Below are 25486 nucleotides of genomic sequence, written 5' to 3'. Positions count from 1 at the left end.
ATCAAGCCACTTCTTCGGTTACAACCGGCTCACTGAGCTCAATGGCTTTCTCTGGCTGTATCTCGTCTTTCTCAATACGCAGGTTTCTGATAATATGCTGCTGACGCTCCGGTGTATTTTTTCCCATGTAATATTCCAGCAGGTTTTTAATGGTCTGCTCTTTGAGAATAACCGGGTCAAGCCTGATGTCTGCGCCGATAAACAGGCCAAACTCTTCAGGCGAAATCTCGCCCAACCCCTTAAACCGGGTAATTTCCGGCTTGTTGCCAAGTTTTTCAATTGCATTGCGGCGTTCTTCTTCACTGTAGCAGTAAATCGTTTCTTTCTTGTTGCGCACACGGAACAGCGGCGTTTGCAGGATATAGACATGCCCTGCCCGGACCAGGTCGGGGAAAAACTGCAGGAAGAAGGTCATCATCAGCAAACGGATGTGCATACCATCCACGTCCGCATCGGTTGCAATGACAATGTTGTTATAGTGGAGGTTTTCAATTCCGTCTTCAACATTAAGCGCATGCTGCAGCAGGTTAAACTCCTCGTTCTCATAGACCACCTTTTTGGTCAGTTCATAACAGTTAAGCGGCTTTCCCTTCAGGCTGAAAACCGCTTGTGTCTCCACATCGCGCGACTTGGTGATTGAGCCTGAGGCAGAATCTCCTTCGGTGATGAAAAGCGTTGTTTCATAACGGCGTTCATGGGTTGAGTTAAAATGCACCTTGCAATCGCGCAGCTTTTTATTGTGGAGCGAGGCTTTTTTGGCGCGGTCGTTCGCTAGTTTTTTGATACCAGCAATATCCTTCCTTTCACGCTCGCTTTGCTGAATTCTCTTCAACAGGGCCTCTGCTACGTCGGCATGTTTGTGCAGGTAATCATCAAGTTCCTTTTTAACGAAATCGTTTACGAATGTGCGTACGGTTGGGCCATCGGGTCCCATATTCAGCGAGCCGAGTTTCGTTTTGGTCTGGGACTCGAAAACCGGCTCCTGCACCCGTACAGAAACTGCTGCGATAATAGACGAACGCACATCGGCTGCGTCAAACTCTTTTTTATAAAATTCCCGTATCGTTTTAACCACCGCTTCGCGGAAAGCCGCCTGGTGTGTGCCGCCCTGGGTGGTGTGCTGCCCGTTTACGAACGAGTGGTAGTCTTCCCCGTATTGCTGGCCGTGCGTCATGGCAACTTCGATGTCATTCCCTTTCAGGTGGATGATCGGGTAACGCAGGCTATCCACGTCAGCTTCACGCATGAGCAGGTCGTAAAGACCCCGTTCTGAGAAATATTTCTGGTTGTTGAAATTGATGGTGAGGCCGGTGTTGAGGAACACATAATTCCAGATCATCTTCTCAACGAAATCTGGTATAAAATGGAAATTCCTGAAAATGCTTTCGTCGGGAACAAAATTGATGGCGGTACCGTTACGCTGGGTCGTTTCAATTTCAGGGTGCTCCATGCTCAGTACGCCCTGCGAAAATTCCGCTTTCTTGGTCCGGCCATCGCGGTAGCTTTGAACGGTAAAAAAAGTGGAAAGAGCATTTACTGCTTTTGTACCCACGCCGTTCAGACCGACCGATTTCTGGAAGGCATTGCTGTCGTACTTACCTCCGGTATTAATTTTTGAGACGCAATCGATCACCTTTCCAAGCGGAATGCCACGGCCATAGTCGCGCACGCTCACCTTCTGATCAGAAACGTTGATCTCAATGGTTTTACCCGTCCCCATCACAAATTCATCAATCGAATTATCGACGATTTCTTTCAGGAGCACGTAGATCCCGTCGTCGGCAGAGGAGCCGTCGCCGAGTTTACCAATATACATGCCCGGCCGCAGTCTGATGTGTTCTTTCCAGTCGAGCGAGCGAATACTGTCATCATTATAGGTTGCTTCAGCCATGTGTTTACTTTTTGCAGTCTTTGTTTGCGGGTCACCGCCTGATGATCCAGGCGGATTTTTCAACATGCAAAGTTAGGCTTTTCTGCATGCCTGCAACTTGTAAAGTTTCAACAAATACACAATTACCCGTATCTTGCCCGCCATAAACCGCAACATGAAAATCAAAAAACAGCTCTCCCTGTTCGACCTGGCCATGATCGTCGTAAGCCTGGTTATCGGAATGGGAATTTTCCGTACGCCGGTCAACGTGGCTGCCAAAGCGGGTACCGAAGAATTGTTTTTTGGCGCCTGGATAGCCGGCGGCATTGTGGCGCTTTGCGGGGCGCTGACTTTTGCAGAGATCGGCTCCCGTTATCCGTTAACAGGCGCGTATTATAAAATCTTTTCCATAGGGTACCATCCGGCTGTCGCCTTTTCCATTAATTGTATTGGTATCGTTTCGTCGGCGGCATCGGTTGCGGCAGTCAGCCTGATCGGGGCTGAATACATCTGCAGCGTTATCCTCCCGCCCGGAGCGGCAGACCAGGCTTACCGGAGCGGCATCGCCATCGGCAGCCTGCTTGTGTTGTATGGTGTCAATTTACTGGGCCTGAAGGCCAGCTCGAAAACGCAGAACGTGCTGACGATCGTAAAGATCGTCACGGTATTGGTGCTGATCTGCGCCGTGTTTTTTGTACCGCAAGCGGCCACCCCCGCCCGCACCGTGCAACCTGTGGGCAGCTGGCAGGACTTCGGCAGGCTGCTGGGACTGTGTCTCATTGCCGTTTCCTTCAGTTTCGCAGGCTACCAGGCAACGATCAATTTCGGCGGCGAAACCAAAGAAGCCAAGCGGATTCTGCCGAAAGCCATCATTATTGGTCTGCTGCTGATCATTACGCTCTACCTGCTCATCAACTTTGCTTATGTGTGGGTCATTGGCTTTGAGGCGCTCGGCTCGGCAAAAAGCATTGCAGCCATTCTGGCCGGCAGCATTTTCGGCCCCAAAGGTTACACCGTTCTTTCGGTTCTGATCTTCGTTTCTGTTCTTGGTTATGTCAATGTAAACCTGCTGAGCAATCCACGCATTATGTTTGCCATGGGGCAGGAACACGCGTTGCCGGCTGTGTTCGCGCAGACAAACGGGAAAAACAATGTCATGGCTGTAAGCCTGAGCGTGTACACGGCGATGGCCGTACTGATCATCTTTTTCGCCAAGACCTTCGATAAGATTTTGAACTACACCATATTTCTTGAATGTATCAGCATGGCAAGTGGTGCGGCAACCATTTTCATGCTCAGGAAGGCCCAGGCAGCAGCAGATGATTCAACGTTTTACAAGGTCAGCTTCTATCCTGTTGTGCCGTTGCTTTTTATCTTAGCTTATGTGTATGTGGCCATCAGTATTTACGGTGACGATCCGGCGGCAGCCCTGACCGGTGTGGCGGCGTTTATCGGATTTGGTATTCTTTATTTTATTTTTCAAAAGCTGACGCGAGGGAAAAATGCCATGTAGCAAATCGTTGGGTTTGTATGCACGGTCTGTTCATTGGCAGTCCAGCGACTCACTAAATTTATTATTTTGATTTTTTTTATTAAAAAATTTAACTTAAAGTTGGTAACTTTACGAAAGTTACCAACTTTGCAGGACTCGAAGTGTATCCGGCGCAGCCGTGACATGTCCATATAAGCTCCCAATTTTCCCATCCCGCCTTTTTACCGTATCTTTGCGGCGCAGATGCCGACAGAGCGTATCTGATTTATTTAATTGACATGTCATTCGAAAAATTGAACCTGATCGCCCCGATTGCTGAGGCACTCCAGAGCGAAGGTTATACCAAGCCTACCCCTATTCAGGAACAGGCGATACCCAGTATCCTCAAACTAAAAGATCTTCTTGGTTGCGCACAAACAGGAACCGGTAAAACCGCTGCCTTTGCCATTCCCATGCTGCAGATTCTGCACATGCGCCACCGCCAGAAACCAAAAAAGGCAATTAAAGCCCTGATTCTTACGCCAACCCGCGAACTGGCCATCCAGATCCAGGAAAGTTTTGCAGCCTATGGAAAAAATCTGCCAGAGAAATCGACCGTGATCTTTGGCGGCGTAGGCCAGCAGCCCCAGGTGGACGCGCTGAGGCGGGGTACAGACATTCTGATCGCTACGCCCGGACGCTTACTTGACCTGATGAACCAGGGACACGTGAACCTTTCCGATCTCGAAATTTTCGTTCTTGATGAAGCCGACCGCATGCTCGACATGGGTTTTATCCACGATGTCAAGAAAGTTGTTGCCAAACTTCCGCAAAAAAGGCAAACGCTATTCTTTTCGGCCACCATGCCCCCTGAAATTGAAAAACTGGCCAACACCATTTTAAATAATCCGGTAACGGTAGAGGTAACCCCGGTTTCCTCTACTGCCGAAACCATCAACCAGTCGGTTTATTTTGTAGACAAAGGCGAAAAGAAGAAATTGCTGATCCACCTGCTGCAGGACGAAAACATCGTTACAGCACTGGTGTTTACACGGACAAAACATGGCGCCGACCGCATTGCCAAAGACCTGTGGAAAGCCGGCATCAAGGCCGAGGCTATTCACGGCAACAAGTCGCAGAACGCGCGGCAGCGTGCATTGACCAACTTCAAAGACAAAAGCACCCGCATCCTTGTTGCAACAGATATTGCGGCCCGCGGCATTGACATCGACGAGCTGACGCACGTTTTCAACTATGACCTGCCCAATGTGCCTGAAACCTATGTACACCGCATTGGCCGTACCGGACGTGCCGGCGCGAGCGGTCATGCCATTTCTTTCGTAGACTCAGAGGAAAATGAATACCTGATCGATATTCACAAACTTATTAAACGCACCATCCCGATTGTGGAAGATCACCCTTACCCGCTCAGCTGGCAGAACATGCTGGCCAAGAACGAGGTGAAACGTCCTGCACAGCAGAATTCAAAAGGCGGTACAGGCAGCGGACCTGCGAAAAACGGGAACAAGAGACGTTACCACAGTCGCGGGAACAGACACCATTAAACACACAAAAGCCACCGATCAGTCGGTGGCTTTTTTATTTAAAACCATTTCTATGCCCCGCCCCAGGCATCGGGCGGGCTTCCGGCCATCCGGCTAAACTTTCCTGATGCGAATGATCCGCATCCAATGCAGCATTTTCATGACCGGGTAAGTCGGATCAAATTCGAACCAGCGCGAAGCAAAATTCGGACTGTTAGGCCGTTTGTGGTGGTTGTTCTGAAAAAGCTCGCCGAGCATCAGAAAGTCCAGCGGCAGTGAGTTTTTACTATGGTCATCGTTATCATGGTTCGAATAACCGTATTTGTGCCCGCACCAGTTAACAACTGCTCCGTGAATAGGCCCCATGAGGAAATGAACCGGAAGCAACAGATACATCCACCAGTGCGTAGCGAAAGTCACGTAAAAAGCGATGTACAGGAGTGCAACCCCAACGCGCCAGAACCAGGAATCGCCTATGCGGTCGATCAGCGGCCATTCAGGGTACTTACCACGAAAAGCCGGTTCCGGTTCAATCTTGAAACGCAGGTAATTCAGGTACATGTTTTTGGTTGCGATCATCATACCGAACACATCTTTAAAGAAATGCGGAGAATGCGGATCCTTTTCGGTGTCGCTGTATGCATGGTGCATGCGGTGCAAAATGGCGTAAGCCCGAGGGTTTAAAAAAGAAGAACCCTGCGCAATCAATGTGAATGCATAAAAGAACCGTTCCCAGAACCGCTCCATGCGAAACATCTTATGGGAAGCGTACCGGTGAAGAAAAAAAGTTTGGGAAAAAAGTGACAGGAACCAATGCGTAAGAAAAAATATTAAAATGATCATTTATGTGTAGTCTACTCTTAATACGCAAAAAGCGGGGCTTTAGTTCTTGTTTTTTTAATCTTATCTGCCAAAATCATCCTGAACGCGTACAATGTCATCTTCGTCTGAAGGATTGGATGCATCTGTATGCTGCCAGATCTCTGCGACAACACCCCAATCGTCAAGCCCAATCAGACGGTGGCGTTCGCCCTGCTGCAATTTGATCTGGTCTTTTGGGCCATAAGTTTTCAGTTCTCCTTCTTCGTCCGTATCGCTGATTTTAATGCCAACTGTACCCGTAACGACCTGCCAGATCTCCGCACGACGATGATGATACTGCCAGGACAGCCGTTTTTCCGGGCCCACAACAAGGATTTTAGGGCTTAACTTGCCGCCAATTTTCAGGCTGTTTACATCAAGACCGTCAAAATACGTGTCTGCAAACTGCTGAGCCTGCGCTTCATCGAGCACGAAGAAGCCACCCCATGGCCGTGTATCATCTCTGGTCACAACATTGAAACCTTCCAGCTTTAGTCGCTGGGCTACATTGTCGAAAATTTCGTTCTTTGCTTGAATACTCATTGTTCAGTGTTTAAGTTCTGGCAGGTTCGCTGCCAGGGCCTGCAAAAATAACAAAATTGTCCGGGCCGGCAAACGTGCAGCGTGCAGCCGGGATGTGTGGTGCGCGGCGGCGTGCGGGCGATAACCGCATGAATGACAGTTAGAAAAAAGACATTTTTTTGGCACACTTTACCTGAAGGTTCCATTGAATTGTTATTTTCGTTGCATGAAACCAACTTTATTAATCTTGGCAGCCGGAATGGCGAGCCGCTACGGAAGCATGAAACAAATCGATGGTTTTGGTCCGAATGGCGAAACGATCATAGATTATTCCATATACGACGCAATTCAAGCCGGCTTCGGTAAGGTTGTGTTTATCATCAAAGAGGAGTTCCTTGACAACTTCAAAGCGATCTTCGAACCAAAACTGAATGGCAAGATCGAGACTGATTACGTATTTCAGAATTTTGATCTGAAGCAATTTGGTATCAACGAAGAAATTTACCGGGAAAAACCTTGGGGAACAGCGCATGCCATTCTTTCGGGGCGTAAGGTGATCAACGAGCCGTTTTGCGTAATCAACGCAGACGATTACTATGGCGCTGATGCATTTAAAAAGATGGTAGAGTTCCTAACCTCAGAAGCCAATGGCAGCAATTACAGCCTGGTCGGCTATGAAATCAGCAAGACACTTTCAGAGTACGGATCGGTATCCCGGGGCGTGTGCAGCGTGGAGAACGATAAACTTACCGACATCAACGAACGCACCAAAGTTTATAAAAAAGGTGACGTTATCGTGTATGAGGAAGATGGGAAAGAGTTTCCACTTGCTCCGGATACGCGTGTGTCCATGAATTTCTGGGGTTTCACGCCCGAGGTATTTAAAACGACTGAAGATCTGTTTGTTAAATTTGCCCAGGATAACAAAGAAAAGCCGAAAGCAGAATTCTTTATTCCCCTGGTCGCAGACCACCTCGTCCAGACACAAACAGCAGATTTCAAAGTGATCCCGACCAGCAGCAAATGGTTTGGCGTAACTTATAAAGAAGACAAGCCGATTGTGCAGGACAGCATCAATGAACTGGTTAACAATGGTACCTACCCTGAAAACCTCTGGGCATAACAGTTTATCTTAAACATCAAGCCGGTTATTGAACGCTCAATAACCGGCTTTTTTGTTTCGAACAGTGGCGCAGCCTGTACTTAACGCAAAAAAGCCGGTCATCATTACTGATAACCGGCTTTCGTCTTGTACAACAATCTATTTTTTATCGTCTTCTTTTACTTCTTCGAAGTCCACATCGGTCACGTTGTCGCCGCCTTCCTGTGGCTGCTGTGCTCCGCCCTGTGGCTGTTCGGCGCCGGGCTGCCCCTGCGGATCCTGACCGGCTTTGTACATCTCTTCAGAAGCTGCATTCCATGCATTCTGCAGTTCGGCCTGAGCCGCATCAATGTCTGCAAAATTGCGGGCGGCATGCGCATCTTTCAGTTTCTGCAGGCCTGCTTCGATAGGCGCCTTTTTGTCTGCAGACAATTTCTCACCAAACTCTTTCAGCTGTTTTTCTGTAGAGAAGATCAGGGCGTCTGCACCGTTGATTTTATCAGCTTCTTCTTTCGCCTTTTTATCTGCGTCGGCATTTCTTTCTGCCTCCTCTTTCATCTTTTTGATTTCCTCGTCGGTAAGACCTGAAGAAGCCTCGATACGGATCTTCTGCTCTTTTCCGGTCGCCTTGTCTTTAGCGCTCACATGAAGAATACCATTTGCATCGATGTCGAAAGCAACCTCTACCTGTGGAACACCTCTTGGTGCCGGCGGAATGCCGTCGAGGATAAACCTGCCGATGGTCCTGTTCTGGTTTGCCATCGGGCGTTCGCCCTGCAGAATGTGTATCTCAACCGACGGCTGGTTATCTGCCGCTGTCGAGAATGTTTCTGATTTTTTTGTAGGAATGGTCGTATTTGCCTCGATCAGTTTGGTCATGACACCCCCCATGGTTTCGATACCCAACGAAAGTGGGGTAACATCCAGCAGCAGGACATCTTTGACATCGCCGGTAAGTACACCACCCTGAATTGCTGCACCGATTGCAACAACCTCATCCGGGTTTACACCTTTGCTTGGTTCCTTGCCAAAGAATGCTTTTACAGCTTCCTGAATAGCAGGGATTCGGGTCGAACCGCCTACAAGAATAATTTCATCGATATCTGATGTGCTCAAACCGGCATTTTTCAAAGCCGAACGGCAGGGATCAATGGTGCGTTTGACCAGGTCGCCTACCAGCTGTTCAAATTTTGCACGGCTAAGGGTACGAACCAGGTGTTTCGGACCGGTAGCGTCAGCTGTGATGTAAGGCAGGTTAATTTCTGTCGAAGTCGTACTAGACAACTCAATTTTTGCTTTTTCAGCAGCTTCTTTCAGCCTTTGAAGCGCCATCGGATCCTTGTGCAGATCCATGCCGTTTTCGCTCTTGAACTCTTCGGCTAGCCATTCGATCACGACGTGATCAAAATCATCGCCACCAAGGTGTGTATCGCCGTCTGTACTTTTTACTTCAAACACGCCGTCGCCGAGTTCCAGAACCGACACGTCGTGTGTACCACCACCGCAGTCGAACACAACGATCTTCATGTCCTTGTGCGCTTTGTCAAGACCATAAGCCAGTGCAGCCGCAGTTGGCTCGTTAATGATACGTTTTACATTCAGGCCGGCAATTTCGCCCGCCTCTTTGGTTGCCTGACGCTGCGCGTCGTTAAAGTAGGCTGGCACAGTAATGACCGCTTCTGTTACTTCCTGACCCAGGAAATCTTCTGCGGTTTTTTTCATTTTCTGAAGTACCATGGCAGAAATTTCCTGCGGGGTATATTTGCGGTCGTCGATCTCAACGCGCGGAGTATTGTTATCTCCTTTTACAACCTTATAAGGAACGCGAGCCACTTCCTTGCTGCTCTCGTCAAAGCTGCTTCCCATAAAGCGCTTGATCGAATATATCGTTTTTGCCGGGTTGGTGATCGCCTGGCGCTTCGCCGGCTCACCAACTTTACGTTCACCGTTGTCTGCAAAAGCAACAATAGACGGTGTAGTACGTTTACCTTCACTGTTCGCGATAACGACTGGCTCGCTGCCTTCCATTACTGCAACACAGGAGTTGGTTGTTCCTAAGTCTATTCCAATTATTTTTCCCATCTTGATGTATATTTCCTTTTCGTTTCGTGTTTCCTCTCTATAATCAAGGGTTGTGCCAAGAGATTTTTAGCATCAAATTGTCATTATTCCGACGTTATGATACAGCACAAGGCAAACCCTGACTGTACTGCGCTGACACCTTGTCAGAAAACGAGCAATCAGACTTCGTGTCTTTCATGCAGCAACAAGCCTTGCAGGCGTTGCCTGGTTATGCCAAAATTTGTCATGGTTTCTTCGATCCGCCCTCGCAGTTCAGACAATTGGCTACCGCCCGGACACTTGCTGCGGATACCCACAATGAGCACGTTTTTTGGGGTGTGTGCGTCTGATATAAATTCAAATACCCGGGTTTTGTATCCTGCATATTCGAGCAGCATGGCGCGCAAACCGTCTGTAACCATTTCTGCCTGCCGTTCCAGGAAGATACCGTGCCGGGTAAGGAAAGACACCTGGTTTAGCTGCCTATTCTTCTCCATTTCGCGGCGCACCTCTTTGTGACAACAGGGCGCAACCACGATCAGTTTCGCCTGCGCCTCGATACCTTTGTAAATGGCGTCGTCTGTGGCCGTGTCGCAGGCATGAAGTGCAATAAGCAGGTCCGTACGGTTAGCCGGGAAATCTGAAATGTTTCCCTGTTCGAACCGGAGATTTTCAAACCCTGTTTCGGCCGCAATCTGGTTGCAGAGAGCGACAAGGTCTTCACGGTATTCGACACCGGTTACTGTTGCTGGTTTGGCCAGCACATTGGTGAGATAATCATATAAGGCAAAGGTCAGGTAACCTTTTCCCGAACCCATATCGGCCACCTGGCTGATGTCTCCCGCCTCGCGGATCAGCGGTTCCAGCAGCTTGATGTATTGATTAATCTGTTTATATTTATCCTGCGCATGTTTTAGCACCTGACCGTCGTTCCCGGTTATGCCGAGTGCACGCAGGTAGGGCTGCGCGCCGTTCGCGATAGGCCGCTGTTTAACATGATCATGCCCTGTTCCCGGCCTGACGGTCTTCGTAGCCGGCTGCTGCCTGCATTTCCAGCCAGATTTGACGTGGTGTTCAAAGATATAATCGGCGGTCAGACTGAAGAGGGTGGCGATCCTGAAACCTGTTTGAAGCAGACCGGCAACCTGGGCAGTACCCGCGTCAAAGTTCAGGTTCTTAACAATGTCCCGCGTTCGGTACCTGAACGTAAAAGCCAGCATGGGCTTACGTTTAACCTCCACCTGGCGAATCAATACCTGCTTCAGGTCCTGCTCGGGGCCCTGGTAATTGCCCAAAGACAGCTTGACAAAGTTATCGGCCTGCAGGGTCTCGTTCAGAAGCGAGGTGAATGTTTCGGGGGTATCGGGTAGTTCATGCATCGCAGCAAAGTTACGACTTTGGGACGGCAGTCGAGCAGCATCCAGGCAAAGTGGCAATTGTCAGGAAAGCAGCTGCAGCACCGTACTTTGCGCCGGCCCCGTGCGCCGCTATAGCCCTCTGCCCGGGTTTGGCCCGCAAGGCCTGTGCGAATCTGTAAAGTCTGTTCCCTGCATGACGCTTTGGGCATAAGCGGATTGACGCACACTTGACAAATACTAATATATTTAGTATTTTAGCCTGATGGAATCTTTGTACCTTCTCGCAATCCTGCCGCCGGCAGAACTCTCAGCACGTATACATGCCATTCGCCAGGAATGTGCCGAGGCGTTCGGCACCACGGCTGCACTGCGGCCACCGGTTCACATGACCCTTGCTGCGCCACTTAGAATGGATAGCGCACGCGAAGACAGCCTGTTGCGCAGCTTAGAAGCTGCTTGTAATCAGAGCCCTTTTAACATCGAACTGGAAAACTTTTCCGGCTTCGAGAATACTGCCGTTTTTATAAACGTAAAAAAAACGCCACAATTGAGCCGTCTGCGCCAGGAGATTATGAGGCGCCTGCCTGTAAAAGGCCCGGTAGGTCCCTTTCATCCGCATTTTACGGTTGCCTACCGTGACATTGCGGAGGTTTATCCCATGATCATGGCACGTTACCGGCGCAGGAAGTTCTTTGCTGCCTTCGTATCGTCAGGTTTTACGTTGCTTAAGCATGACGGCCAAAGCTGGCAGCGCTTCCATGAATTCAGCTTTTTGGCTGGGCCCCGGCAACTTAGCTTGGATAACCTGTTTGCCTGAACACCGCCTGGCTCTAGGTCCTGACTGGGGCAACTGCCGGCCGGGAACGCCGACACCGGCATGCATAAAAAAACCCGGAACAATGTTCCGGGTTCTCATCAGATGGTATATGTAAGACTTATTCGCCTTTACCTTCTTTGTTTTCTTCAGTTTCTGAAGCAGGTGTTTCTGCAGCAGGTGCTTCCTCAGCAACCGGAGCTTCAGGAGCCTCTTCTGCAACTGGTGCAGCCTCCTCTTTGGCTTCAGCTTTAGGCGCATCAGCCTTCTTGGCAGCACCGGCTTTGCTTCTTCCGCGACGGGTAGTTTTCTTCTCTTCCTTCGCAGCAGCATCTTTGCCGTAAACTTCATTGTAATCAACCAGTTCGATCAGCGCCATCTCGGCGTTATCGCCCATCCGGTTGTTCAACTTGATGATGCGGGTATAACCACCCGGACGGTTAGCAACTTTCTCAGCTACCTCGCGAAACAGGATGCTTACAACCTCTTTGTCCTGCAAATAAGTAAATACAGTACGGCGCGAGTGTGTCGTGTCGTTCTTTGACTTAGTGATGATCGGCTCTACATAGGTGCGCAGTGCTTTTGCTTTTGCAAGGGTTGTTGTAATCCTTTTGTGCAGGATCAATGATGAAGCCATGTTGGCAAGCATCGCTTTGCGGTGGCTGTCGGTTCTTCCGAGGTGGTTTACTTTTTTACCGTGTCTCATTTCGTTTTAATTGGGTGCATACCGTCTCTTGCCGAGGGAATTATGCACCGTGAATAACTTTGTTTATTCTATGCCAGGCCGCTGCAGGGCACCCCGCTGCGGCAAAACATTCTTTATTCTTCGTCCAGCTTAAATTTGGACAGGTTCATACCAAAAGATAGACCTTTTGATTTTACAAGCTCCTGGATCTCTGTCAGTGATTTCTTACCAAAGTTCCTGAATTTGAGCATGTCAGCTACATCGTAAGAAACCAGGTCAGCCAGTGTACGGATGTCTGCGGCTTTCAGGCAGTTCAGCGCACGTACAGAAAGGTCAAGGTCAACCAGTTCAGTTTTCAGGATCTTGCGCATATGCAGGATTTCCTCATCAACTTCCTTGGTTTCTTCTTTGGTTTGTGATTCAAGCACCAGGTTCTCATCAGAGAACAGCATAAAGTGCTGGATCAGGATCTTTGCAGCTTCCTTAAGCGCTTCTTCCGGATGGATAGAGCCATCGGTGGAGATGTCAAGTACCAACTTCTCATAGTCGGTCTTCTGCTCTACACGATAGTTTTCAATGGTATATTTTACATTCTTCATTGGCGTGTAGATCGAATCGATCGCAATCACGCCAACAACCGCATCACTTGATTTATTTTCTTCTGCAGGAACATAACCGCGACCTTTGTTAATGGTCAGCTCAACCTCGAGGGTTACTGATTTTTCCATGTTGCAGATCACCAGGTCTGGGTTCAGAACGGTGAAGTTATTTGAAAACTTAGTGATGTCGCCGGCTTTGAACTGGTCTTGTCCGTTAACGATAATGAAAACTTTTTCAGAATCGCCGGAATCTCCGGTTTTTTTGAAACGTACTTGTTTCAGGTTCAGGATGATCTCGGTTAAATCTTCAACAACACCTTTGATGGTCGAAAACTCATGCGAGACACCAGAAAACCGAATGGTCGTAATGGCATACCCTTCCAGTGAAGAGAGTAAGATTCTTCTGAGGGCATTACCGATTGTCACACCGAAACCGGGTTCTAAAGGACGAAATTCAAATGTACCATCGAAATCTGTTGATTTCTGCATGATCACCTTATCCGGTTTTTGAAATGCTAAAATTGCCATTTATAATGTTTCTTTTTCGTTAGTAATTATGTAAAGCCAGAAATGCCAATTGCCTTTACAGGCAATCGACACTAACAGTTTACTTAGAGTAAAGCTCGACGATCAGGTTTTCCTTGATGTTCTCAGGAATCTCATCGCGGTTTGGATAAGTAAGGAACTTTCCGCTTAACTCGTCAGCGTTCCAGTCTAACCAGGAAAACTTGTTGATCTTCCGGCCGGCAACCGAAGCAGAAATAGCTTCGAGCGACTTAGACTTTTCGCGAACAGCTACCACGTCGCCGGCACGCAGCTGGTACGATGGAATGTTCACTACTTCGCCATTAACGGTGATGTGTTTGTGGCTAACAAGCTGCCTTGCACCAGAGCGGGTGGTCGAGATGCCCAGGCGATACACAGTGTTATCAAGACGGGCTTCCAGCAATTGCAACAGGTTATCACCGGTAATGCCCTGACGTGATGAGGCCTTTTTGAACAGGTTACTGAATTGTTTCTCCAATACACCATATGTGTATTTTACTTTCTGCTTCTCCATGAGCTGGATTGCATACTCTGATTGTTTACCTCTCCTTTTAGACACACCATGTTGTCCTGGAGGATAATTTTTTCTTTCTAATGCCTTATCTGGGCCGAAGATCGGCTCTCTGAATTTACGGGCGATTTTGGATTTTGGTCCGGTATATCTTGCCATTGTCGTATATTTTAAAGTATCGTCCGGCCTCTAACCGGCGACTCTTAGCTTTAAAAACTGATTGATTAAACTCTTCTTTTCTTTGGAGGGCGGCAACCGTTGTGCGGAAGCGGTGTAATGTCTTTGATCGACATAACTTCGATACCTGCAACCTGCAGGGTACGAATTGCCGACTCGCGACCAGCGCCTGGTCCTTTAACGAACACTTCAACCTTACGGAGACCCAGGTCGAATGCAACCTTTCCGCAGTCTGAAGCAGCCTGACCTGCTGCATAAGGTGTGTTCTTTTTAGAACCCTTGAAACCCATTTTACCAGCAGAAGACCATGAAATAGTCTGACCGTTGTTGTTGGTCAGTGTAACGATGATATTGTTAAAAGTAGCATTGATGTGCGCCTGCCCAACAGGTTCGATCACAACAATACGCTTTTTGGTAACTTTTTTACTCTTAGCCATGATTATTGTTTGATACTACTTGTTATTTAGTAGCTTTTTTCTTGTTTGCAACTGTTTTTCTCTTGCCTTTACGGGTACGTGAGTTATTCTTTGTACGCTGGCCACGTGAAGGAAGACCCTTTCTGTGGCGAAGACCACGGTAGCAACCAATATCCATCAAACGTTTAATGTTCAGCTGAACTTCAGAACGCAGAGCACCTTCTACTTTGATCTCGTCGTTAATAATGGTACGGATGGCTGAAAGCTCGTCGTCAGACCAGTCCTGTACTTTCTTGTTGAAATCGATACCTGCCTGCGTTAAGATACGCTGTGCAGTTGACCGGCCTACACCATAAATATAGGTCAGCCCGATTTCTCCTCTTTTGTTTCTTGGTAAATCAATACCTGATATCCTTGCCATGCTTTTGTTATTTTAAAGTATCGTCCGGCCTCTAGCCGGCGACTCTTAGCTTTAAAAATTGATTAATTTTCTCTTTAACCTTGACGTTGCTTGTATTTCGGGTTCTTCTTGTTAATCACGTAAAGTTTCCCTTTACGGCGAATTACCTTGCAATCAGCGCTACGCTTCTTGATTGATGATCTTACTTTCATTGTTATTTATATCTATAAGTGATCCGGCCTTTCGTTAGGTCGTAAGGCGACATCTCCAGTTTTACTTTATCGCCAGGAAGAATTTTGATGTAGTGCATCCGCATCTTTCCTGAAATATGTGCAATGATCTCATGACCGTTTTCCAGCTCTACCCGGAACATGGCATTTGATAATGCTTCTTTAATTACGCCGTCTTGTTCAATTGAGGCTTGTTTAGCCATATTTTATTGATTTTTACTTAATTAGCTGCTTCTAAACAGGGTTGCAAAATTAAATAAAAAAATCTAAATATTTATTTTTTTTGTTGCAAAACTTCTTCTATAGGCAAAAAGCTCGACAACACGTCCGGTTTGCCCTTCCGTACAGCCACCGTGTGTTCAAAATGTGCCGATGGTTTATTGTCTTTTGTCGTAACCGTCCAACCGTCCTGCCAGAACTTTACACCGGCTACGCCGGCATTGATCATCGGTTCGATGGCGATCACCATGCCTTCTTCAAGTTTTACGCCGCTGCCGCGTTTGCCGTAATTCGCTACCTCCGGTTTTTCATGGAGGGCAAAACCCACACCATGCCCGACCAGTTCGCGCACCACCCCAAAGCCGTTCGACTCTGCATGCTGCTGACAGGCGTAACCTACATCGCCAACACGCATTCCTGCTGTTGCTTTGCTGATGGCCAGGTCCAGGCATTCCTTGGTTACAGTAACCAGCTTCTGCTTCTCAGCACTTACCGCTCCGATTGAAAAAGTATAAGCTGAATCGCCGAAAAACGCGTTCTTGATCACACCGCAGTCAACCGAGATCAGGTCCCCTTCCTGGATCACATAATCACTTGGAAAGCCGTGTACCACCTGTTCATTCGGTGAGATACACAGGGAAAAAGGAAAACCATTGTAGTTGAGGAAGGCAGGCACCGCACCATGGTCGCTGATAAACTCATAAGCCAGCTTATCCAGCTGCAGGGTGGTTACACCCGGCGCAATGACCTTTGCTACTTCGGCAAGCGTCAGGGAAACCAACATTGCGCTTTCCCTGATCAATTCAATTTCTTCGTCAGACTTGTAAAGGATCTTTGACATGCGTTCCGATTACAACGCGGCGTTGCTGCCTGCTGCTGGAATACCGGTACGTCCGGTTACCCGGCCGGTTTTCATTAAACCATCGTAGTGACGCATAAGGAGGTAACTTTCCACCTGTTGCAAGGTATCAAGAACCACACCTACAAGAATAAGCAGTGAGGTTCCGCCGTAGAAGTGCGCAAACTCAGAGGCGATTCCAAACTTCACAGCCACAGAAGGCAGGATGGCGATAATGGCCAGAAAAATTGCTCCCGGGAAAGTGATCTTTGAAATAACATCATCGATGAATGATGAAGTAGCTTGTCCTGGTTTAACTCCGGGAATAAAACCGCCGTTCTTTTTCATATCATCAGACATCTGGGTCGGGTTAACCGTAATGGCGGTATAGAAAAAGGTAAAGGCAATGATCAGCACAGCAAACGTGACGCTGTACGTTACCGAAGTATAGTCGCTGTAGGCGCTTAGCCAGCTGTTCTGCAGGGATGGGAAAAATCCGGTCAGGCCCGCAGGAATAAACATCAATGCCTGGGCAAAGATGATCGGCATAACGCCGGCCGCATTTACTTTAAGGGGAATGTACTGACGTACACCGCCAAATTGTTTGTTGCCGACGATTTTCTTGGCATACTGCACAGGGACTTTACGCACGCCCTGTACGATCAGAATGGTAAACATGACGACCGCAAACAGCGCTACGATCTCAACAACCAGCGCGATCAGGCCACCACCTTGTCCGGCAGCACGCGAGGTCACTTCCTGTTGCAGTGCAATTGGCAAACGGGCAATGATACCGACCATGATGATCAGTGAAGTACCGTTTCCAATGCCCTTGTCTGTAATTTTTTCGCCCAGCCACATCACGAATAATGTTCCTGCCGTTAGTACAAAGGTAGACAGGATATAGAACAGTGTGTGGTTAATCAGGATGGCTTCTTCAGGAACCTGTGTTTTTACATAACCAACAGATTGTACGATGGTAATGGCAACGGTCAGGTAACGGGTTATTTGGTTTAGTTTTTTGCGTCCGCTTTCACCTTCTTTCTGCATTTTCTGGAAAGAGGGAACGGCGATACCCAGCAACTGCACCACGATTGATGCAGAAATATACGGCATAACACCGAGCGCTACGATAGACACCTTCGAGAAGGCGCCACCGGCAAACATATCTAACAGGCCGAGCAGACCTGATTTTTGATTTTGGCCCAACAGATTCGCATCAACACCGGGTAATACAACCTGGCATACGAACCGGTAGATAACAAGAATTAAGAGCGTAAATAAGATACGCTCTTTTAATTCTTGAATTTTCCAGATATTACTTAAAGTAGTAAATAGCTTTTTCATTACAATTTTTCGATTGACCCGCCGGCTGCTTCGATCGCTTTTTGTGCCGATGCTGAGAAGGCGTGTGCTTTAACATTCAATTTAGCTTTAACTTCGCCGCGGCCCAGGATTTTAACCAGGTCGTTTCTTGAAACAAGACCGTGCTCCTTTAAAGTAGCGAAATCTACGCTTTCTAAATTGAATTTTTCAGCAAGACCCTGAAGTACATCCAGGTTTACACCAACGTATTCGGTACGGTTAATCGGCTTGAAACCAACTTTAGGTACGCGACGCTGAAGTGGCATCTGGCCACCTTCAAAACCTACTTTCGTACTGGTTCCTGAGCGGGATCCGGCACCTTTATGACCACGGGTTGAAGTACCGCCACGGCCTGAACCTGTACCACGACCAATTCTTTTTCCACCTTTAACAGAACCTTTTGCAGGTTTCAGATTACTTAAGTTCATTTTTGAAACTTGTTGTGTTGCCCTTCGCTTTCACTAATCAGGGTCAACGATTAAACATGATGAAAAGCTGTACCCATTGTTCAACGGGCACAGCTTTCCGGTTATATACTTTCTACCGCTACGAGGTGATTCACTTTTCTCACCATCCCGATGATCTGGGGAGTAGCTTCAACCTCTACAGATTGGTTTATTTTTGACAAACCTAAAGCCTGAACGGTTTTCTTCTGGCGCTCGCTTCTGTCGATAACGCTCTTGATCTGGGTTATTTTAATCTTAGCCATTTGATTATCCGTTAAATACTTTGTTAAGATCAACCCCACGGTGCTGGGCAACCGTATAAGCATCGCGCATTTTGGTCAGCGCGTCTACAGTTGCTTTAACCACGTTGTGCGGGTTAGATGAACCTTTTGATTTAGCAAGTACGTTGTGGATACCTGCACTCTCCAATACAGCACGCATCGCACCACCGGCAATAACACCGGTACCAACAGCAGCTGGCTTGATCAGGACGAAACCGCCCGAAAATTTACCGATCTGCTCATGGGGAACGGTACCATTCAGAACCGGAACTTTTACCAGGTTCTTTTTGGCGTCGTCTACACCTTTTGCAATGGCTTCTGTTACCTCTTTGGCCTTACCCAGTCCGTAACCAACTACACCGTTCTCATCTCCTACAACCACGATGGCAGAAAAGCTGAAAGTACGGCCGCCTTTGGTTACTTTGGCAACACGTTGAATGCTAACCAAACGGTCTTTCAACTCGATCTCGCTAGACTTAACTCTTTTTATATTGATAGTTGACATTTTGATCTCTGTTATGAATTAAAATACTAAACCACCTTCACGTGCACCTTCTGCAAGTGATTTGACACGTCCGTGGTACAAGTAACCATTCCTGTCAAAAACAACTTCTTTTACACCGGCAGCAATGGCTTTCTCTGCGATCAGCTTGCCAACAGCCATTGACTGTTCAGATTTGTTGCCAGTGGCAGAGAAATCTTTTGATAAGCTGGAGGCTGAAACGATGGTACTTCCGGTAACATCATCGATAACCTGTGCGTAAATGCCTTTATTGCTTCTGAATACCGATAAACGTGGGCGCTCAGCAGAACCGGTAAGTCTTTTTCTGATCCCTTTTTTGATACGATCTCTTCGTGATAATTTTTTACCTGCCATGATTCCTTATTTTTTAGATGCTGATTTACCTGCTTTTCTTCTCAATACCTCACCTACAAACTTGATACCTTTACCTTTGTATGGCTCTGGTGCACGCAGCGAGCGGATTTTTGCCGCTACCTGGCCAATCAGTTGTTTGTCAATGCTCTCTAAAATGATCTTTGGCGTCTGGCCTTTCTCAGAAGCGGTCGTTACTTTAATTTCTTTAGGCAACTGGAACACGTAGTGGTGCGAGTAACCAAGAACGAGATCAAGCGTGTTGCCCTGGTTGCTGGCGCGGTAACCCACACCTACCAGTTCCTGCTCGAGCTTATATCCTTCGGTTACGCCAACAACCATGTTGTTGATCAATGCGCGGTACAAACCGTGCAGTGCTTTGTGCCTTTTTTGGTCTGAAGGACGAGCGACTGTTAAAACGCCGTCTTCCTGTTGTACAGTGATGTCTGAATCAACTGCTTGGTGTAATTCTCCTTTCGGACCCTTAACCGTTACCACGTTATCGTTTGAAACCGTGATGGTCACACCTGCGGGAATTGTAATTGGGGCTTTTCCTACTCTTGACATTGTGTTTTTCTCCTCTTAATAAACGTGACACAATACCTCACCGCCAATATTCAATTTGGCTGCTTCCTTGTCGGTCATTACACCTTTGGAAGTAGATAAGATTGCGATACCTAAACCGTTTAATACTCTTGGCATATTGTCTACGCCGGCATACTGTCTCAAACCTGGTTTACTTACTCGCACCAATGTACGAATAGCAGGAATTCTTGTAATCGGATTGTACTTCAGGGCGATTTTGATTGTTCCCTGGGCATTGTTGTCCTCAAACTTGTAATTCGCGATGTAACCTTTGTCAAAAAGTACTTTGGTAATTTCCTTTTTAAGGTTTGATGCAGGAACTTCTACAACTCTGTGGTTGGCCTTGATGGCGTTCCTTACTCTTGTTAAATAATCTGCTATTGGATCTGTATTCATTATGGATTTGTTGTGGTAGTGGTTTCCTCTCCAATATTGACGGACCTTCTACCGGTTAAAATTCTGTTGTATGCACAAAAGGCTGAAATCCGGATACAAAGCAGGCCCAAGCCCGCTTTGTTCTCCGGTTTTATTTCCTTCTGACTGTTTACCAGCTTGCTTTCTTTACCCCGGGGATCTTGCCTGCGAGTGCCATCTCACGGAAAGTTACCCTGGAGATACCGAATGTACGCATGTAACCACGCGGACGGCCGGTCAGCTTGCAACGGTTGTGTAAACGTACCGGCGATGCGTTCTTTGGCAGTTTGTCCAAAGCTTCGTAATCTCCGGCTGCTTTCAATGCTGCACGTTTCTCTGCAAATTTTGCCACCAGTTTCTGGCGTTTTAATTCGCGCGCTTTTACACCTTCTTTAGCCATTGGTATTGTTATTTTGATTTTTAAATGGTAAACCGAATTGTTTCAGTAATTCCAGCGCCTCTACGTCAGAATTCGCCGAAGTTACGAAAGTAATATCCATCCCTAAAATTTTATTGATCTTATCAATGTTGATCTCAGGGAAAATGATCTGCTCAGTGATACCGAGTGTATAATTTCCTTTTCCGTCAAAGCCTTTGTCGTTGATGCCTTTGAAGTCACGGATACGTGGCAGGGCTACAGCGATCAGGCGGTCCAGAAACTCATACATGTTGTTGTCGCGCAGTGTTACACGAACACCAACAGGCATGCCTTTACGGAGTTTGAAGTTCGAGATATCCTTTTTAGATTTGGCACCTACAGCCTGCTGACCGGTAATGGTGGTCAGTTCAGCGATCGATGTATCCATGATCTTTTTATCGGTTACCGAGAAACGGCCAACACCCTGGTTGATCGAGATCTTCGTGAGTTTAGGAACCTGCATAACCGTTTTGTAGTTAAACTTTTCCTTGAGATTGTTAACAATCTCCTCTTTGTATTTGCTCTTAAGTCTTGGTGTCTGTGCCATTATTTGATCTCCTCTCCTGAAATTTTAGCTACTCTTACCAGTTTGCCGTCTGCATTCAGTTTCCTGCCTACACGGGTGGCTTTGCCTGTCTTTGGATCAACCAGCATCAGGTTTGAGATGTGAAGAGGAGCCTCTTTTTTAATGATACCGCCATTCGGGGTAGCTGCATTCGGTTTGGTATGTCTTGACACCAGGTTGATGCCTTCTACGATGGCTTTGTTTTTATCGGTCAGTACCTGCAGTACTTTACCCTGCTGGCCTTTTGAGTCGCCGGCAATTACTTTCACTAAATCACCTGTACGGATCTTTAATTTTGGATTTGCTACTTTCTTTTCCATTTTATAATACCTCCGGTGCTAATGATACAATTTTCATAAATTGTTTTTCACGTAATTCCCTGGCAACCGGGCCAAAAATACGTGTACCGCGCGGCTCGTCCTGTGCATTCAGCAATACTGCTGCATTGTCATCGAAACGAATGTAAGAACCATCTTTCCTTCTGATCTCTTTCTTTGTCCTTACCACCACTGCTTTAGAAACGGCTCCTTTTTTGATGTTACCTGAAGGAAGCGCGCTCTTTACGGTTACAACGATCTTGTCGCCGATAGATGCATAACGCTTGCCGGTTCCACCAAGCACACGGATAACCAATACTTCTTTTGCGCCGCTGTTGTCAGCAACGTTTAATCTTGATTCCTGCTGTACCATTTTATTTAGCCCTTTCTAAAATTTGTACCAATCTCCAGTTTTTGTTCTTACTCAGCGGACGAGTCTCCATGATCAATACCGTATCACCGATACCACATTCGTTTTTCTCGTCATGAGCCATAAATTTGGTAGTCTTCTTTACAAACTTACCATAGATCGGGTGTTTCACTTTACGCTCAACTGAAACCACAACAGATTTATCCATCTTGTTGCTTACTACCAAGCCCGTTCTTGTCTTTCTTAATTGTCTTTCCATTTCGACGCTAAAATTATTTAGTTTCTGAAGCTGACCCGGCTTTCTTAACCGCAGTCAGTTGAGTGTTTAAGCGGGCAATATCCTTTCTCACTTTTGATATCCGCGAAGGATTTTCAATAGCTGAGATGGTGTGGGCAAACTTTAACTTGGTCAAGTTTTCCTTTTCTTCCGCAATTTTAGCTACTAACTCCTCTTTTGAAAGCCCTGTAATTTCTGAGTTCTTCATTTTATTCTTCTTTTACGTTGACAGTTGCAGGTTTGAGATGGCCTCAAGCGCCTGCTAACCTCAACTTTTGAACTTTATGCTTCTACGTAATCTCTACGTACTACAAATTTTGTTTGAATCGGTAATTTCTGAGCGGCTAAACGCATCGCTTCTTTGGCAATTTCCAAAGGCACGCCTTCAGCTTCGAAAATTACACGTCCGGGTCTCACTACCGCAACCCAGTATTCAGGGGCACCTTTACCTTTACCCATACGTACTTCTGCAGGCTTTTTGGTTACCGGCTTGTCCGGGAAAATCCTGATCCATACCTGGCCTTCACGTTTCATATAACGTGTTACGGCGATACGGGCAGCCTCTATCTGCCGACTGGTAATCCAGGTAGCTTCCAGGGACTTGATTCCGAAAGAACCGAATGCAAGCTCAGCCCCACGGGTGGCTAAACCTTTCATCCTGCCCTTTTGCATCTTCCTGAACTTCGTTCTTTTTGGCTGTAACATTTTCTTTTAAAATAGGATCGTTTAAAAAACGATTATGATAAACTGAATTAATTATTTGCGGGGACCTCTGTTTTGTCCGCCGCCTCTGTTGTCTCTTCCGCCACCACGGTTGTCTCTGCCACCGCCACGGTTGTCTCTGCCACCACCACGGTTATCTCTGCCACCGAAAGAAGCCGACTCTGAACGAGGACCGCCTTTGGTGTTCGTGTTGGCTGCACCGATGTTCGGCGACAGGTCGCGTTTACCGTATACCTCGCCTTTGCAGATCCAAACTTTAACACCGATTTTACCATAGGTTGTCAAAGCTTCTGCCAGTGCATAATCGATATCGGCACGGAAAGTATGCAGGGGAATTCTTCCTTCTTTGTACTGCTCGGTACGTGCCATCTCGGCACCACCCAAACGGCCCGAGGTCATTACTTTGATACCTTCAGCACCCATACGCATGGTAGAAGCGATTGAAGATTTCATGGCCCGGCGGAAAGAGATTCTTGCTTCCAGTTGTTTTGCGATGCCTTCAGCAACCAGCTGTGCGTCCAGTTCCGGTCTTTTGATCTCAAAAATGTTGATCTGAATTTCCTTTTTTGTCAGTTTCTTCAGCTCTTCCTTGATCTTGTCAACCTCCTGGCCTGCTTTACCGATCACGATACCCGGACGGGCAGTGTGAATGGTTACAGTGATGCGTTTCAGCGTGCGCTCGATCACTACTTTAGCTACGCCACCTTTTGCAATACGTGCAGAAAGGTATTTTCTTATTTTTTCGTCCTCAACTAATTTATCGGAGTAGTTGTTGCCACCGAACCAGTTAGAATCCCAACCTTTGATGATTCCTAATCTGTTACCTATTGGATGTGCTTTTTGTCCCATTTCTCCTATTAGTTTTGAGTTTCTTGATTTTTGCTGTCTACAACCAGCGTAACATGGTTAGACCGTTTGCGGATCCTGTAACCACGACCCTGAGGTGCTGGTCTGAGGCGTTTAAGCTGGCGGCCACCATCTACAGTCGCTGTCTTCACGTACAGTTCACTTTCTTCAGGGCGGGCACCTTCGTTCTTGTTTTCCCAGTTTTTGATCGCAGACAACAGGAGTTTCTCAACTCTGATTGCTACTTCTTTGTTGGTGAATTTTAAGATATGCAATGCTTTCTCCACACGTTCACCTCTGATAAGATCTACAACCAGGCGCATTTTGCGCGGTGAGGTTGGACAATTATTTAATTTTGCTACTGCTTCCATTGTCTAATTATTTTTTCTTTTCAGCGTGTCCTCTGAATGTACGGGTCGGAGCAAACTCTCCCAGTTTGTGACCTACCATGTTTTCTGTTACATACACCGGGATAAACTTGTTACCGTTGTGTACTGCGAATGTATGACCAACGAAATCCGGAGAGATCATTGATCTGCGTGACCAGGTCTTGATTACAGACTTTCTGCCTGCGTCATTCATAGAGACGACTTTCTTCTCTACGTTATGGTCAATATAGGGTCCTTTTTTTATCGAACGAGCCATTATTTTTTCCTTCTCTCTATGATGAAACGATTAGAATATTTCTTGAGCGTACGGGTTTTGTATCCTTTCGCCAGTACACCTTTGCGTGAGCGTGGGTGACCACCTGATGAACGGCCTTCACCACCACCCATAGGGTGATCTACAGGGTTCATGGCAACACCACGAACGCGCGGGCGACGACCAAGCCAGCGTTTGCGACCAGCTTTACCCAATACCTCATTTGCATGGTCGGAGTTTGATACGGTACCAATGGTAGCCATACAATCTGCCAGGATCATGCGTGTTTCACCCGAAGGCATTTTAACGATGGCGTACTTGCCGTCGCGGGCTGCCAGCTGTGCATAAGCACCTGCCGAGCGGGCCAGCTGAGCACCTTTACCAGGGTGGATCTCCAGGTTATGGATGATCGAACCCAAAGGAATGTTCGCCAGTTTCAATGCATTACCTACCTCAGGTGCTACCGATACACCAGACACCAGGGTCTGACCTACCTGAAGACCTTCAGGAGCAATGATATAACGTTTCTCGCCATCTGCATAATGCAGCAGGGCAATGCGCGCAGTACGGTTCGGATCGTATTCTACAGATGCTACTGTAGCCGGAATATCAAACTTATCACGTTTGAAATCGATCAGACGGTAAGATTTCTTGTGGCCACCACCCAGGTAGCGCATGGTCATCTTACCACTGTTGTTACGTCCACCGGACTTCTTTATTACTGATACAACCAATGATTTTTCGGGCTTGGTTGCTGTGATCTCCGTAAATGAAGCACCTACCCGGAAGCGGGTGCCCGGAGTAACCGGTTTAAATTTTCTTAAGCCCATAGTTATAAATGATTCTTATTAAATGTTTGCGTAATAATCAATTGTTTCTCCTGCTTTCAACGTCACCACGGCTTTCTTGTATTTCGGGCTGCGGCCTGAAACAAATCCTGCTTTGGTGTAACGTGATTTAGCTTTACCATCTACTACCATGGTATTGATAGCAACGATGTTTACGCCATACATTTTCTCGATCGCTTGTTTGATCTGAAGCTTGTTTGCTTTATGATCCACTTTGAACGTGAAGCGGTTAGACTTTTCTGTTAATGCAGAAGCCTTTTCTGTTAATATTGGTTTCTTTAAAATCTCCAT

At 47.1% G+C, this 25486-nt stretch carries 36 protein-coding genes; 4 read left to right on the top strand and 32 right to left on the bottom strand.

The features are described 5' to 3' along the window. Position 1: 1 nt before the first annotated feature. Positions 2-1891 carry a DNA topoisomerase IV subunit B gene (locus C7T94_RS07135; protein WP_107214724.1) on the bottom strand — a complete coding sequence of 630 codons (1890 nt, stop codon included), beginning with the start codon at positions 1889-1891 and terminating at the stop codon, positions 2-4. Between the two features lie 154 nt (positions 1892-2045). On the opposite strand from C7T94_RS07135, the gene C7T94_RS07130 reads away from it, so the two are divergent. Further along, entirely contained in the window at positions 2046-3383 is a 1338-nt protein-coding gene (locus C7T94_RS07130; RefSeq protein ID WP_107214723.1) for an APC family permease, read from the top strand. A 257-nt stretch (positions 3384-3640) separates the two neighbouring features. Beyond that, entirely contained in the window at positions 3641-4906 is a 1266-nt protein-coding gene (locus C7T94_RS07125; protein WP_107214566.1) for a DEAD/DEAH box helicase, read from the top strand. A gap of 93 nt (positions 4907-4999) precedes the next feature. Here C7T94_RS07125 and C7T94_RS07120 read toward each other — a convergent pair whose 3' ends face one another. Then, a complete protein-coding gene (locus C7T94_RS07120) occupies positions 5000-5728 on the bottom strand; it encodes an acyl-CoA desaturase (RefSeq protein WP_107214565.1) in 729 nt (242 codons plus the stop codon). A 60-nt stretch (positions 5729-5788) separates the two neighbouring features. Further along, positions 5789-6289, bottom strand: coding sequence for a cupin domain-containing protein (locus C7T94_RS07115; protein WP_107214564.1), 501 nt, complete (start codon positions 6287-6289; stop codon positions 5789-5791). 205 nt (positions 6290-6494) lie between these two features. Here C7T94_RS07115 and C7T94_RS07110 point away from each other — a divergent pair, with 205 nt between their 5' ends. Then, on the top strand, positions 6495-7391 hold the full coding sequence (locus C7T94_RS07110; RefSeq protein WP_107214563.1) for a nucleotidyltransferase family protein: 897 nt from the start codon (positions 6495-6497) through the stop codon (positions 7389-7391). A gap of 138 nt (positions 7392-7529) precedes the next feature. Here the strand turns inward: C7T94_RS07110 and dnaK are convergent, their stop codons facing one another. Both dnaK and C7T94_RS07100 read right to left on the bottom strand, forming a co-directional pair. Continuing rightward, positions 7530-9452 (bottom strand): molecular chaperone DnaK, encoded by a 1923-nt coding sequence (gene dnaK, locus C7T94_RS07105; RefSeq protein ID WP_107214562.1) that lies wholly within the window; start codon positions 9450-9452, stop codon positions 7530-7532. A 158-nt stretch (positions 9453-9610) separates the two neighbouring features. Continuing rightward, a complete protein-coding gene (locus C7T94_RS07100) occupies positions 9611-10810 on the bottom strand; it encodes a class I SAM-dependent methyltransferase (protein ID WP_107214561.1) in 1200 nt (399 codons plus the stop codon). Between the two features lie 241 nt (positions 10811-11051). Between C7T94_RS07100 and C7T94_RS07095 the strand changes: the two genes are divergently transcribed. Further along, on the top strand, positions 11052-11606 hold the full coding sequence (locus tag C7T94_RS07095; RefSeq protein ID WP_107214560.1) for a 2'-5' RNA ligase family protein: 555 nt from the start codon (positions 11052-11054) through the stop codon (positions 11604-11606). 118 nt (positions 11607-11724) lie between these two features. Here the strand turns inward: C7T94_RS07095 and rplQ are convergent, their stop codons facing one another. From rplQ to rplW, 27 genes are all read right to left on the bottom strand, one after another. Continuing rightward, entirely contained in the window at positions 11725-12309 is a 585-nt protein-coding gene (gene rplQ / locus C7T94_RS07090; protein ID WP_107214559.1) for a 50S ribosomal protein L17, read from the bottom strand. Positions 12310-12422: 113 nt separating this feature from the next. Beyond that, complete coding sequence (locus tag C7T94_RS07085) at positions 12423-13415, bottom strand: DNA-directed RNA polymerase subunit alpha (protein ID WP_107214558.1); 993 nt, start codon at positions 13413-13415, stop codon at positions 12423-12425. A gap of 79 nt (positions 13416-13494) precedes the next feature. Further along, complete coding sequence (gene rpsD / locus C7T94_RS07080; RefSeq protein ID WP_107214557.1) at positions 13495-14103, bottom strand: 30S ribosomal protein S4; 609 nt, start codon at positions 14101-14103, stop codon at positions 13495-13497. A 65-nt stretch (positions 14104-14168) separates the two neighbouring features. Further along, a complete protein-coding gene (gene rpsK / locus C7T94_RS07075) occupies positions 14169-14558 on the bottom strand; it encodes a 30S ribosomal protein S11 (RefSeq protein ID WP_107214556.1) in 390 nt (129 codons plus the stop codon). A 22-nt stretch (positions 14559-14580) separates the two neighbouring features. Beyond that, positions 14581-14958 (bottom strand): 30S ribosomal protein S13, encoded by a 378-nt coding sequence (gene rpsM, locus C7T94_RS07070; protein WP_107214555.1) that lies wholly within the window; start codon positions 14956-14958, stop codon positions 14581-14583. Positions 14959-15032: 74 nt separating this feature from the next. Beyond that, complete coding sequence (gene rpmJ, locus C7T94_RS07065) at positions 15033-15149, bottom strand: 50S ribosomal protein L36 (protein WP_107214554.1); 117 nt, start codon at positions 15147-15149, stop codon at positions 15033-15035. Positions 15150-15151: 2 nt separating this feature from the next. Continuing rightward, positions 15152-15370 carry a translation initiation factor IF-1 gene (gene infA / locus C7T94_RS07060; RefSeq protein WP_079643278.1) on the bottom strand — a complete coding sequence of 73 codons (219 nt, stop codon included), beginning with the start codon at positions 15368-15370 and terminating at the stop codon, positions 15152-15154. Between the two features lie 71 nt (positions 15371-15441). Further along, positions 15442-16227 carry a type I methionyl aminopeptidase gene (map, locus tag C7T94_RS07055; RefSeq protein ID WP_107214553.1) on the bottom strand — a complete coding sequence of 262 codons (786 nt, stop codon included), beginning with the start codon at positions 16225-16227 and terminating at the stop codon, positions 15442-15444. Between the two features lie 9 nt (positions 16228-16236). Then, complete coding sequence (gene secY / locus C7T94_RS07050; RefSeq protein WP_107214552.1) at positions 16237-17571, bottom strand: preprotein translocase subunit SecY; 1335 nt, start codon at positions 17569-17571, stop codon at positions 16237-16239. Continuing rightward, positions 17571-18017 (bottom strand): 50S ribosomal protein L15, encoded by a 447-nt coding sequence (gene rplO / locus C7T94_RS07045; protein WP_107214551.1) that lies wholly within the window; start codon positions 18015-18017, stop codon positions 17571-17573. The genes secY and rplO overlap by 1 nt, the downstream gene beginning before the upstream one ends. Before the next feature lie 101 nt (positions 18018-18118). Further along, entirely contained in the window at positions 18119-18298 is a 180-nt protein-coding gene (rpmD, locus tag C7T94_RS07040; RefSeq protein WP_204353223.1) for a 50S ribosomal protein L30, read from the bottom strand. Between the two features lie 4 nt (positions 18299-18302). Then, complete coding sequence (gene rpsE / locus C7T94_RS07035; RefSeq protein WP_107214549.1) at positions 18303-18821, bottom strand: 30S ribosomal protein S5; 519 nt, start codon at positions 18819-18821, stop codon at positions 18303-18305. An 18-nt stretch (positions 18822-18839) separates the two neighbouring features. Then, on the bottom strand, positions 18840-19193 hold the full coding sequence (rplR, locus tag C7T94_RS07030) for a 50S ribosomal protein L18 (RefSeq protein ID WP_107214548.1): 354 nt from the start codon (positions 19191-19193) through the stop codon (positions 18840-18842). A 6-nt stretch (positions 19194-19199) separates the two neighbouring features. Continuing rightward, positions 19200-19757, bottom strand: coding sequence for a 50S ribosomal protein L6 (gene rplF, locus C7T94_RS07025; protein ID WP_107214547.1), 558 nt, complete (start codon positions 19755-19757; stop codon positions 19200-19202). 15 nt (positions 19758-19772) lie between these two features. Continuing rightward, positions 19773-20171, bottom strand: coding sequence for a 30S ribosomal protein S8 (gene rpsH, locus C7T94_RS07020; protein WP_107214546.1), 399 nt, complete (start codon positions 20169-20171; stop codon positions 19773-19775). 148 nt (positions 20172-20319) lie between these two features. Beyond that, on the bottom strand, positions 20320-20589 hold the full coding sequence (gene rpsN, locus C7T94_RS07015; RefSeq protein WP_107214545.1) for a 30S ribosomal protein S14: 270 nt from the start codon (positions 20587-20589) through the stop codon (positions 20320-20322). Further along, positions 20582-21154, bottom strand: coding sequence for a 50S ribosomal protein L5 (gene rplE, locus C7T94_RS07010; protein ID WP_107214544.1), 573 nt, complete (start codon positions 21152-21154; stop codon positions 20582-20584). Before rplE ends, rpsN begins: the two co-directional genes overlap by 8 nt. Continuing rightward, entirely contained in the window at positions 21154-21492 is a 339-nt protein-coding gene (gene rplX / locus C7T94_RS07005) for a 50S ribosomal protein L24 (RefSeq protein WP_107214543.1), read from the bottom strand. The genes rplE and rplX overlap by 1 nt, the downstream gene beginning before the upstream one ends. Before the next feature lies 1 nt (position 21493). Then, on the bottom strand, positions 21494-21862 hold the full coding sequence (gene rplN, locus C7T94_RS07000; protein ID WP_107214542.1) for a 50S ribosomal protein L14: 369 nt from the start codon (positions 21860-21862) through the stop codon (positions 21494-21496). Position 21863: 1 nt separating this feature from the next. After that, positions 21864-22118: a 30S ribosomal protein S17 gene (gene rpsQ, locus C7T94_RS06995; protein WP_010599901.1), complete on the bottom strand. Its 255-nt coding sequence runs from the start codon at positions 22116-22118 to the stop codon at positions 21864-21866. 13 nt (positions 22119-22131) lie between these two features. Next, the gene (gene rpmC, locus C7T94_RS06990) at positions 22132-22344 is read right to left on the bottom strand and encodes a 50S ribosomal protein L29 (RefSeq protein WP_107214541.1); all 213 of its coding nucleotides are present in this window, start codon (positions 22342-22344) and stop codon (positions 22132-22134) included. 74 nt (positions 22345-22418) lie between these two features. Further along, positions 22419-22841 (bottom strand): 50S ribosomal protein L16, encoded by a 423-nt coding sequence (gene rplP, locus C7T94_RS06985; RefSeq protein ID WP_107214540.1) that lies wholly within the window; start codon positions 22839-22841, stop codon positions 22419-22421. 51 nt (positions 22842-22892) lie between these two features. After that, entirely contained in the window at positions 22893-23708 is an 816-nt protein-coding gene (gene rpsC / locus C7T94_RS06980) for a 30S ribosomal protein S3 (RefSeq protein WP_107214539.1), read from the bottom strand. An 8-nt stretch (positions 23709-23716) separates the two neighbouring features. Beyond that, positions 23717-24076, bottom strand: a complete 360-nt coding sequence (rplV, locus tag C7T94_RS06975; protein WP_107214538.1) for a 50S ribosomal protein L22 — start codon at positions 24074-24076, stop codon at positions 23717-23719. A 7-nt stretch (positions 24077-24083) separates the two neighbouring features. Continuing rightward, positions 24084-24350, bottom strand: coding sequence for a 30S ribosomal protein S19 (gene rpsS, locus C7T94_RS06970; RefSeq protein ID WP_107214537.1), 267 nt, complete (start codon positions 24348-24350; stop codon positions 24084-24086). Then, positions 24350-25177: a 50S ribosomal protein L2 gene (gene rplB / locus C7T94_RS06965; protein WP_107214536.1), complete on the bottom strand. Its 828-nt coding sequence runs from the start codon at positions 25175-25177 to the stop codon at positions 24350-24352. The genes rpsS and rplB overlap by 1 nt, the downstream gene beginning before the upstream one ends. Before the next feature lie 18 nt (positions 25178-25195). After that, the gene (gene rplW, locus C7T94_RS06960) at positions 25196-25486 is read right to left on the bottom strand and encodes a 50S ribosomal protein L23 (RefSeq protein ID WP_107214535.1); all 291 of its coding nucleotides are present in this window, start codon (positions 25484-25486) and stop codon (positions 25196-25198) included.

Source organism: Pedobacter yulinensis, from assembly GCF_003029735.1.
In the GTDB taxonomy this organism is placed as follows: domain Bacteria; phylum Bacteroidota; class Bacteroidia; order Sphingobacteriales; family Sphingobacteriaceae; genus Pedobacter; species Pedobacter yulinensis.
The sequence above is the reverse complement of the archived record's forward strand: the minus strand, read 5'-3'. Positions and strand labels throughout refer to the sequence as shown.

What these genes read in the sequence shown, in the direction of transcription:
- rpmD (WP_204353223.1), bottom strand. Translation starts at nt 18,298, where the DNA reads ATGGCTAAGATTAAAATAACCCAGATCAAGAGCGTTATCGACAGAAGC.
- rpsM (WP_107214555.1), bottom strand. Translation starts at nt 14,958, where the DNA reads ATGGCAAGGATATCAGGTATTGATTTACCAAGAAACAAAAGAGGAGAA.
- C7T94_RS07110 (WP_107214563.1), top strand. Translation starts at nt 6,495, where the DNA reads ATGAAACCAACTTTATTAATCTTGGCAGCCGGAATGGCGAGCCGCTAC.
- rplO (WP_107214551.1), bottom strand. Translation starts at nt 18,017, where the DNA reads ATGAACTTAAGTAATCTGAAACCTGCAAAAGGTTCTGTTAAAGGTGGA.
- rpmC (WP_107214541.1), bottom strand. Translation starts at nt 22,344, where the DNA reads ATGAAGAACTCAGAAATTACAGGGCTTTCAAAAGAGGAGTTAGTAGCT.
- rplN (WP_107214542.1), bottom strand. Translation starts at nt 21,862, where the DNA reads ATGGTACAGCAGGAATCAAGATTAAACGTTGCTGACAACAGCGGCGCA.
- rplV (WP_107214538.1), bottom strand. Translation starts at nt 24,076, where the DNA reads ATGGAAGCAGTAGCAAAATTAAATAATTGTCCAACCTCACCGCGCAAA.
- dnaK (WP_107214562.1), bottom strand. Translation starts at nt 9,452, where the DNA reads ATGGGAAAAATAATTGGAATAGACTTAGGAACAACCAACTCCTGTGTT.
- C7T94_RS07125 (WP_107214566.1), top strand. Translation starts at nt 3,641, where the DNA reads ATGTCATTCGAAAAATTGAACCTGATCGCCCCGATTGCTGAGGCACTC.
- rplR (WP_107214548.1), bottom strand. Translation starts at nt 19,193, where the DNA reads ATGGCAGGTAAAAAATTATCACGAAGAGATCGTATCAAAAAAGGGATC.
- rplP (WP_107214540.1), bottom strand. Translation starts at nt 22,841, where the DNA reads ATGTTACAGCCAAAAAGAACGAAGTTCAGGAAGATGCAAAAGGGCAGG.
- secY (WP_107214552.1), bottom strand. Translation starts at nt 17,571, where the DNA reads ATGAAAAAGCTATTTACTACTTTAAGTAATATCTGGAAAATTCAAGAA.
- rplQ (WP_107214559.1), bottom strand. Translation starts at nt 12,309, where the DNA reads ATGAGACACGGTAAAAAAGTAAACCACCTCGGAAGAACCGACAGCCAC.
- rpmJ (WP_107214554.1), bottom strand. Translation starts at nt 15,149, where the DNA reads ATGAAAGTAAGATCATCAATCAAGAAGCGTAGCGCTGATTGCAAGGTA.
- rpsN (WP_107214545.1), bottom strand. Translation starts at nt 20,589, where the DNA reads ATGGCTAAAGAAGGTGTAAAAGCGCGCGAATTAAAACGCCAGAAACTG.
- rpsE (WP_107214549.1), bottom strand. Translation starts at nt 18,821, where the DNA reads ATGTCAACTATCAATATAAAAAGAGTTAAGTCTAGCGAGATCGAGTTG.
- rplF (WP_107214547.1), bottom strand. Translation starts at nt 19,757, where the DNA reads ATGTCAAGAGTAGGAAAAGCCCCAATTACAATTCCCGCAGGTGTGACC.
- rpsC (WP_107214539.1), bottom strand. Translation starts at nt 23,708, where the DNA reads ATGGGACAAAAAGCACATCCAATAGGTAACAGATTAGGAATCATCAAA.
- rplB (WP_107214536.1), bottom strand. Translation starts at nt 25,177, where the DNA reads ATGGGCTTAAGAAAATTTAAACCGGTTACTCCGGGCACCCGCTTCCGG.
- infA (WP_079643278.1), bottom strand. Translation starts at nt 15,370, where the DNA reads ATGGCTAAACAAGCCTCAATTGAACAAGACGGCGTAATTAAAGAAGCA.
- rpsD (WP_107214557.1), bottom strand. Translation starts at nt 14,103, where the DNA reads ATGGCAAGATATACCGGACCAAAATCCAAAATCGCCCGTAAATTCAGA.
- rplX (WP_107214543.1), bottom strand. Translation starts at nt 21,492, where the DNA reads ATGGAAAAGAAAGTAGCAAATCCAAAATTAAAGATCCGTACAGGTGAT.
- rpsQ (WP_010599901.1), bottom strand. Translation starts at nt 22,118, where the DNA reads ATGGAAAGACAATTAAGAAAGACAAGAACGGGCTTGGTAGTAAGCAAC.
- C7T94_RS07115 (WP_107214564.1), bottom strand. Translation starts at nt 6,289, where the DNA reads ATGAGTATTCAAGCAAAGAACGAAATTTTCGACAATGTAGCCCAGCGA.
- C7T94_RS07095 (WP_107214560.1), top strand. Translation starts at nt 11,052, where the DNA reads ATGGAATCTTTGTACCTTCTCGCAATCCTGCCGCCGGCAGAACTCTCA.
- rplW (WP_107214535.1), bottom strand. Translation starts at nt 25,486, where the DNA reads ATGGAGATTTTAAAGAAACCAATATTAACAGAAAAGGCTTCTGCATTA.
- C7T94_RS07085 (WP_107214558.1), bottom strand. Translation starts at nt 13,415, where the DNA reads ATGGCAATTTTAGCATTTCAAAAACCGGATAAGGTGATCATGCAGAAA.
- map (WP_107214553.1), bottom strand. Translation starts at nt 16,227, where the DNA reads ATGTCAAAGATCCTTTACAAGTCTGACGAAGAAATTGAATTGATCAGG.
- rpsH (WP_107214546.1), bottom strand. Translation starts at nt 20,171, where the DNA reads ATGAATACAGATCCAATAGCAGATTATTTAACAAGAGTAAGGAACGCC.
- rpsS (WP_107214537.1), bottom strand. Translation starts at nt 24,350, where the DNA reads ATGGCTCGTTCGATAAAAAAAGGACCCTATATTGACCATAACGTAGAG.
- rplE (WP_107214544.1), bottom strand. Translation starts at nt 21,154, where the DNA reads ATGGCACAGACACCAAGACTTAAGAGCAAATACAAAGAGGAGATTGTT.
- C7T94_RS07100 (WP_107214561.1), bottom strand. Translation starts at nt 10,810, where the DNA reads ATGCATGAACTACCCGATACCCCCGAAACATTCACCTCGCTTCTGAAC.
- C7T94_RS07120 (WP_107214565.1), bottom strand. Translation starts at nt 5,728, where the DNA reads ATGATCATTTTAATATTTTTTCTTACGCATTGGTTCCTGTCACTTTTT.
- C7T94_RS07135 (WP_107214724.1), bottom strand. Translation starts at nt 1,891, where the DNA reads ATGGCTGAAGCAACCTATAATGATGACAGTATTCGCTCGCTCGACTGG.
- rpsK (WP_107214556.1), bottom strand. Translation starts at nt 14,558, where the DNA reads ATGGCTAAGAGTAAAAAAGTTACCAAAAAGCGTATTGTTGTGATCGAA.
- C7T94_RS07130 (WP_107214723.1), top strand. Translation starts at nt 2,046, where the DNA reads ATGAAAATCAAAAAACAGCTCTCCCTGTTCGACCTGGCCATGATCGTC.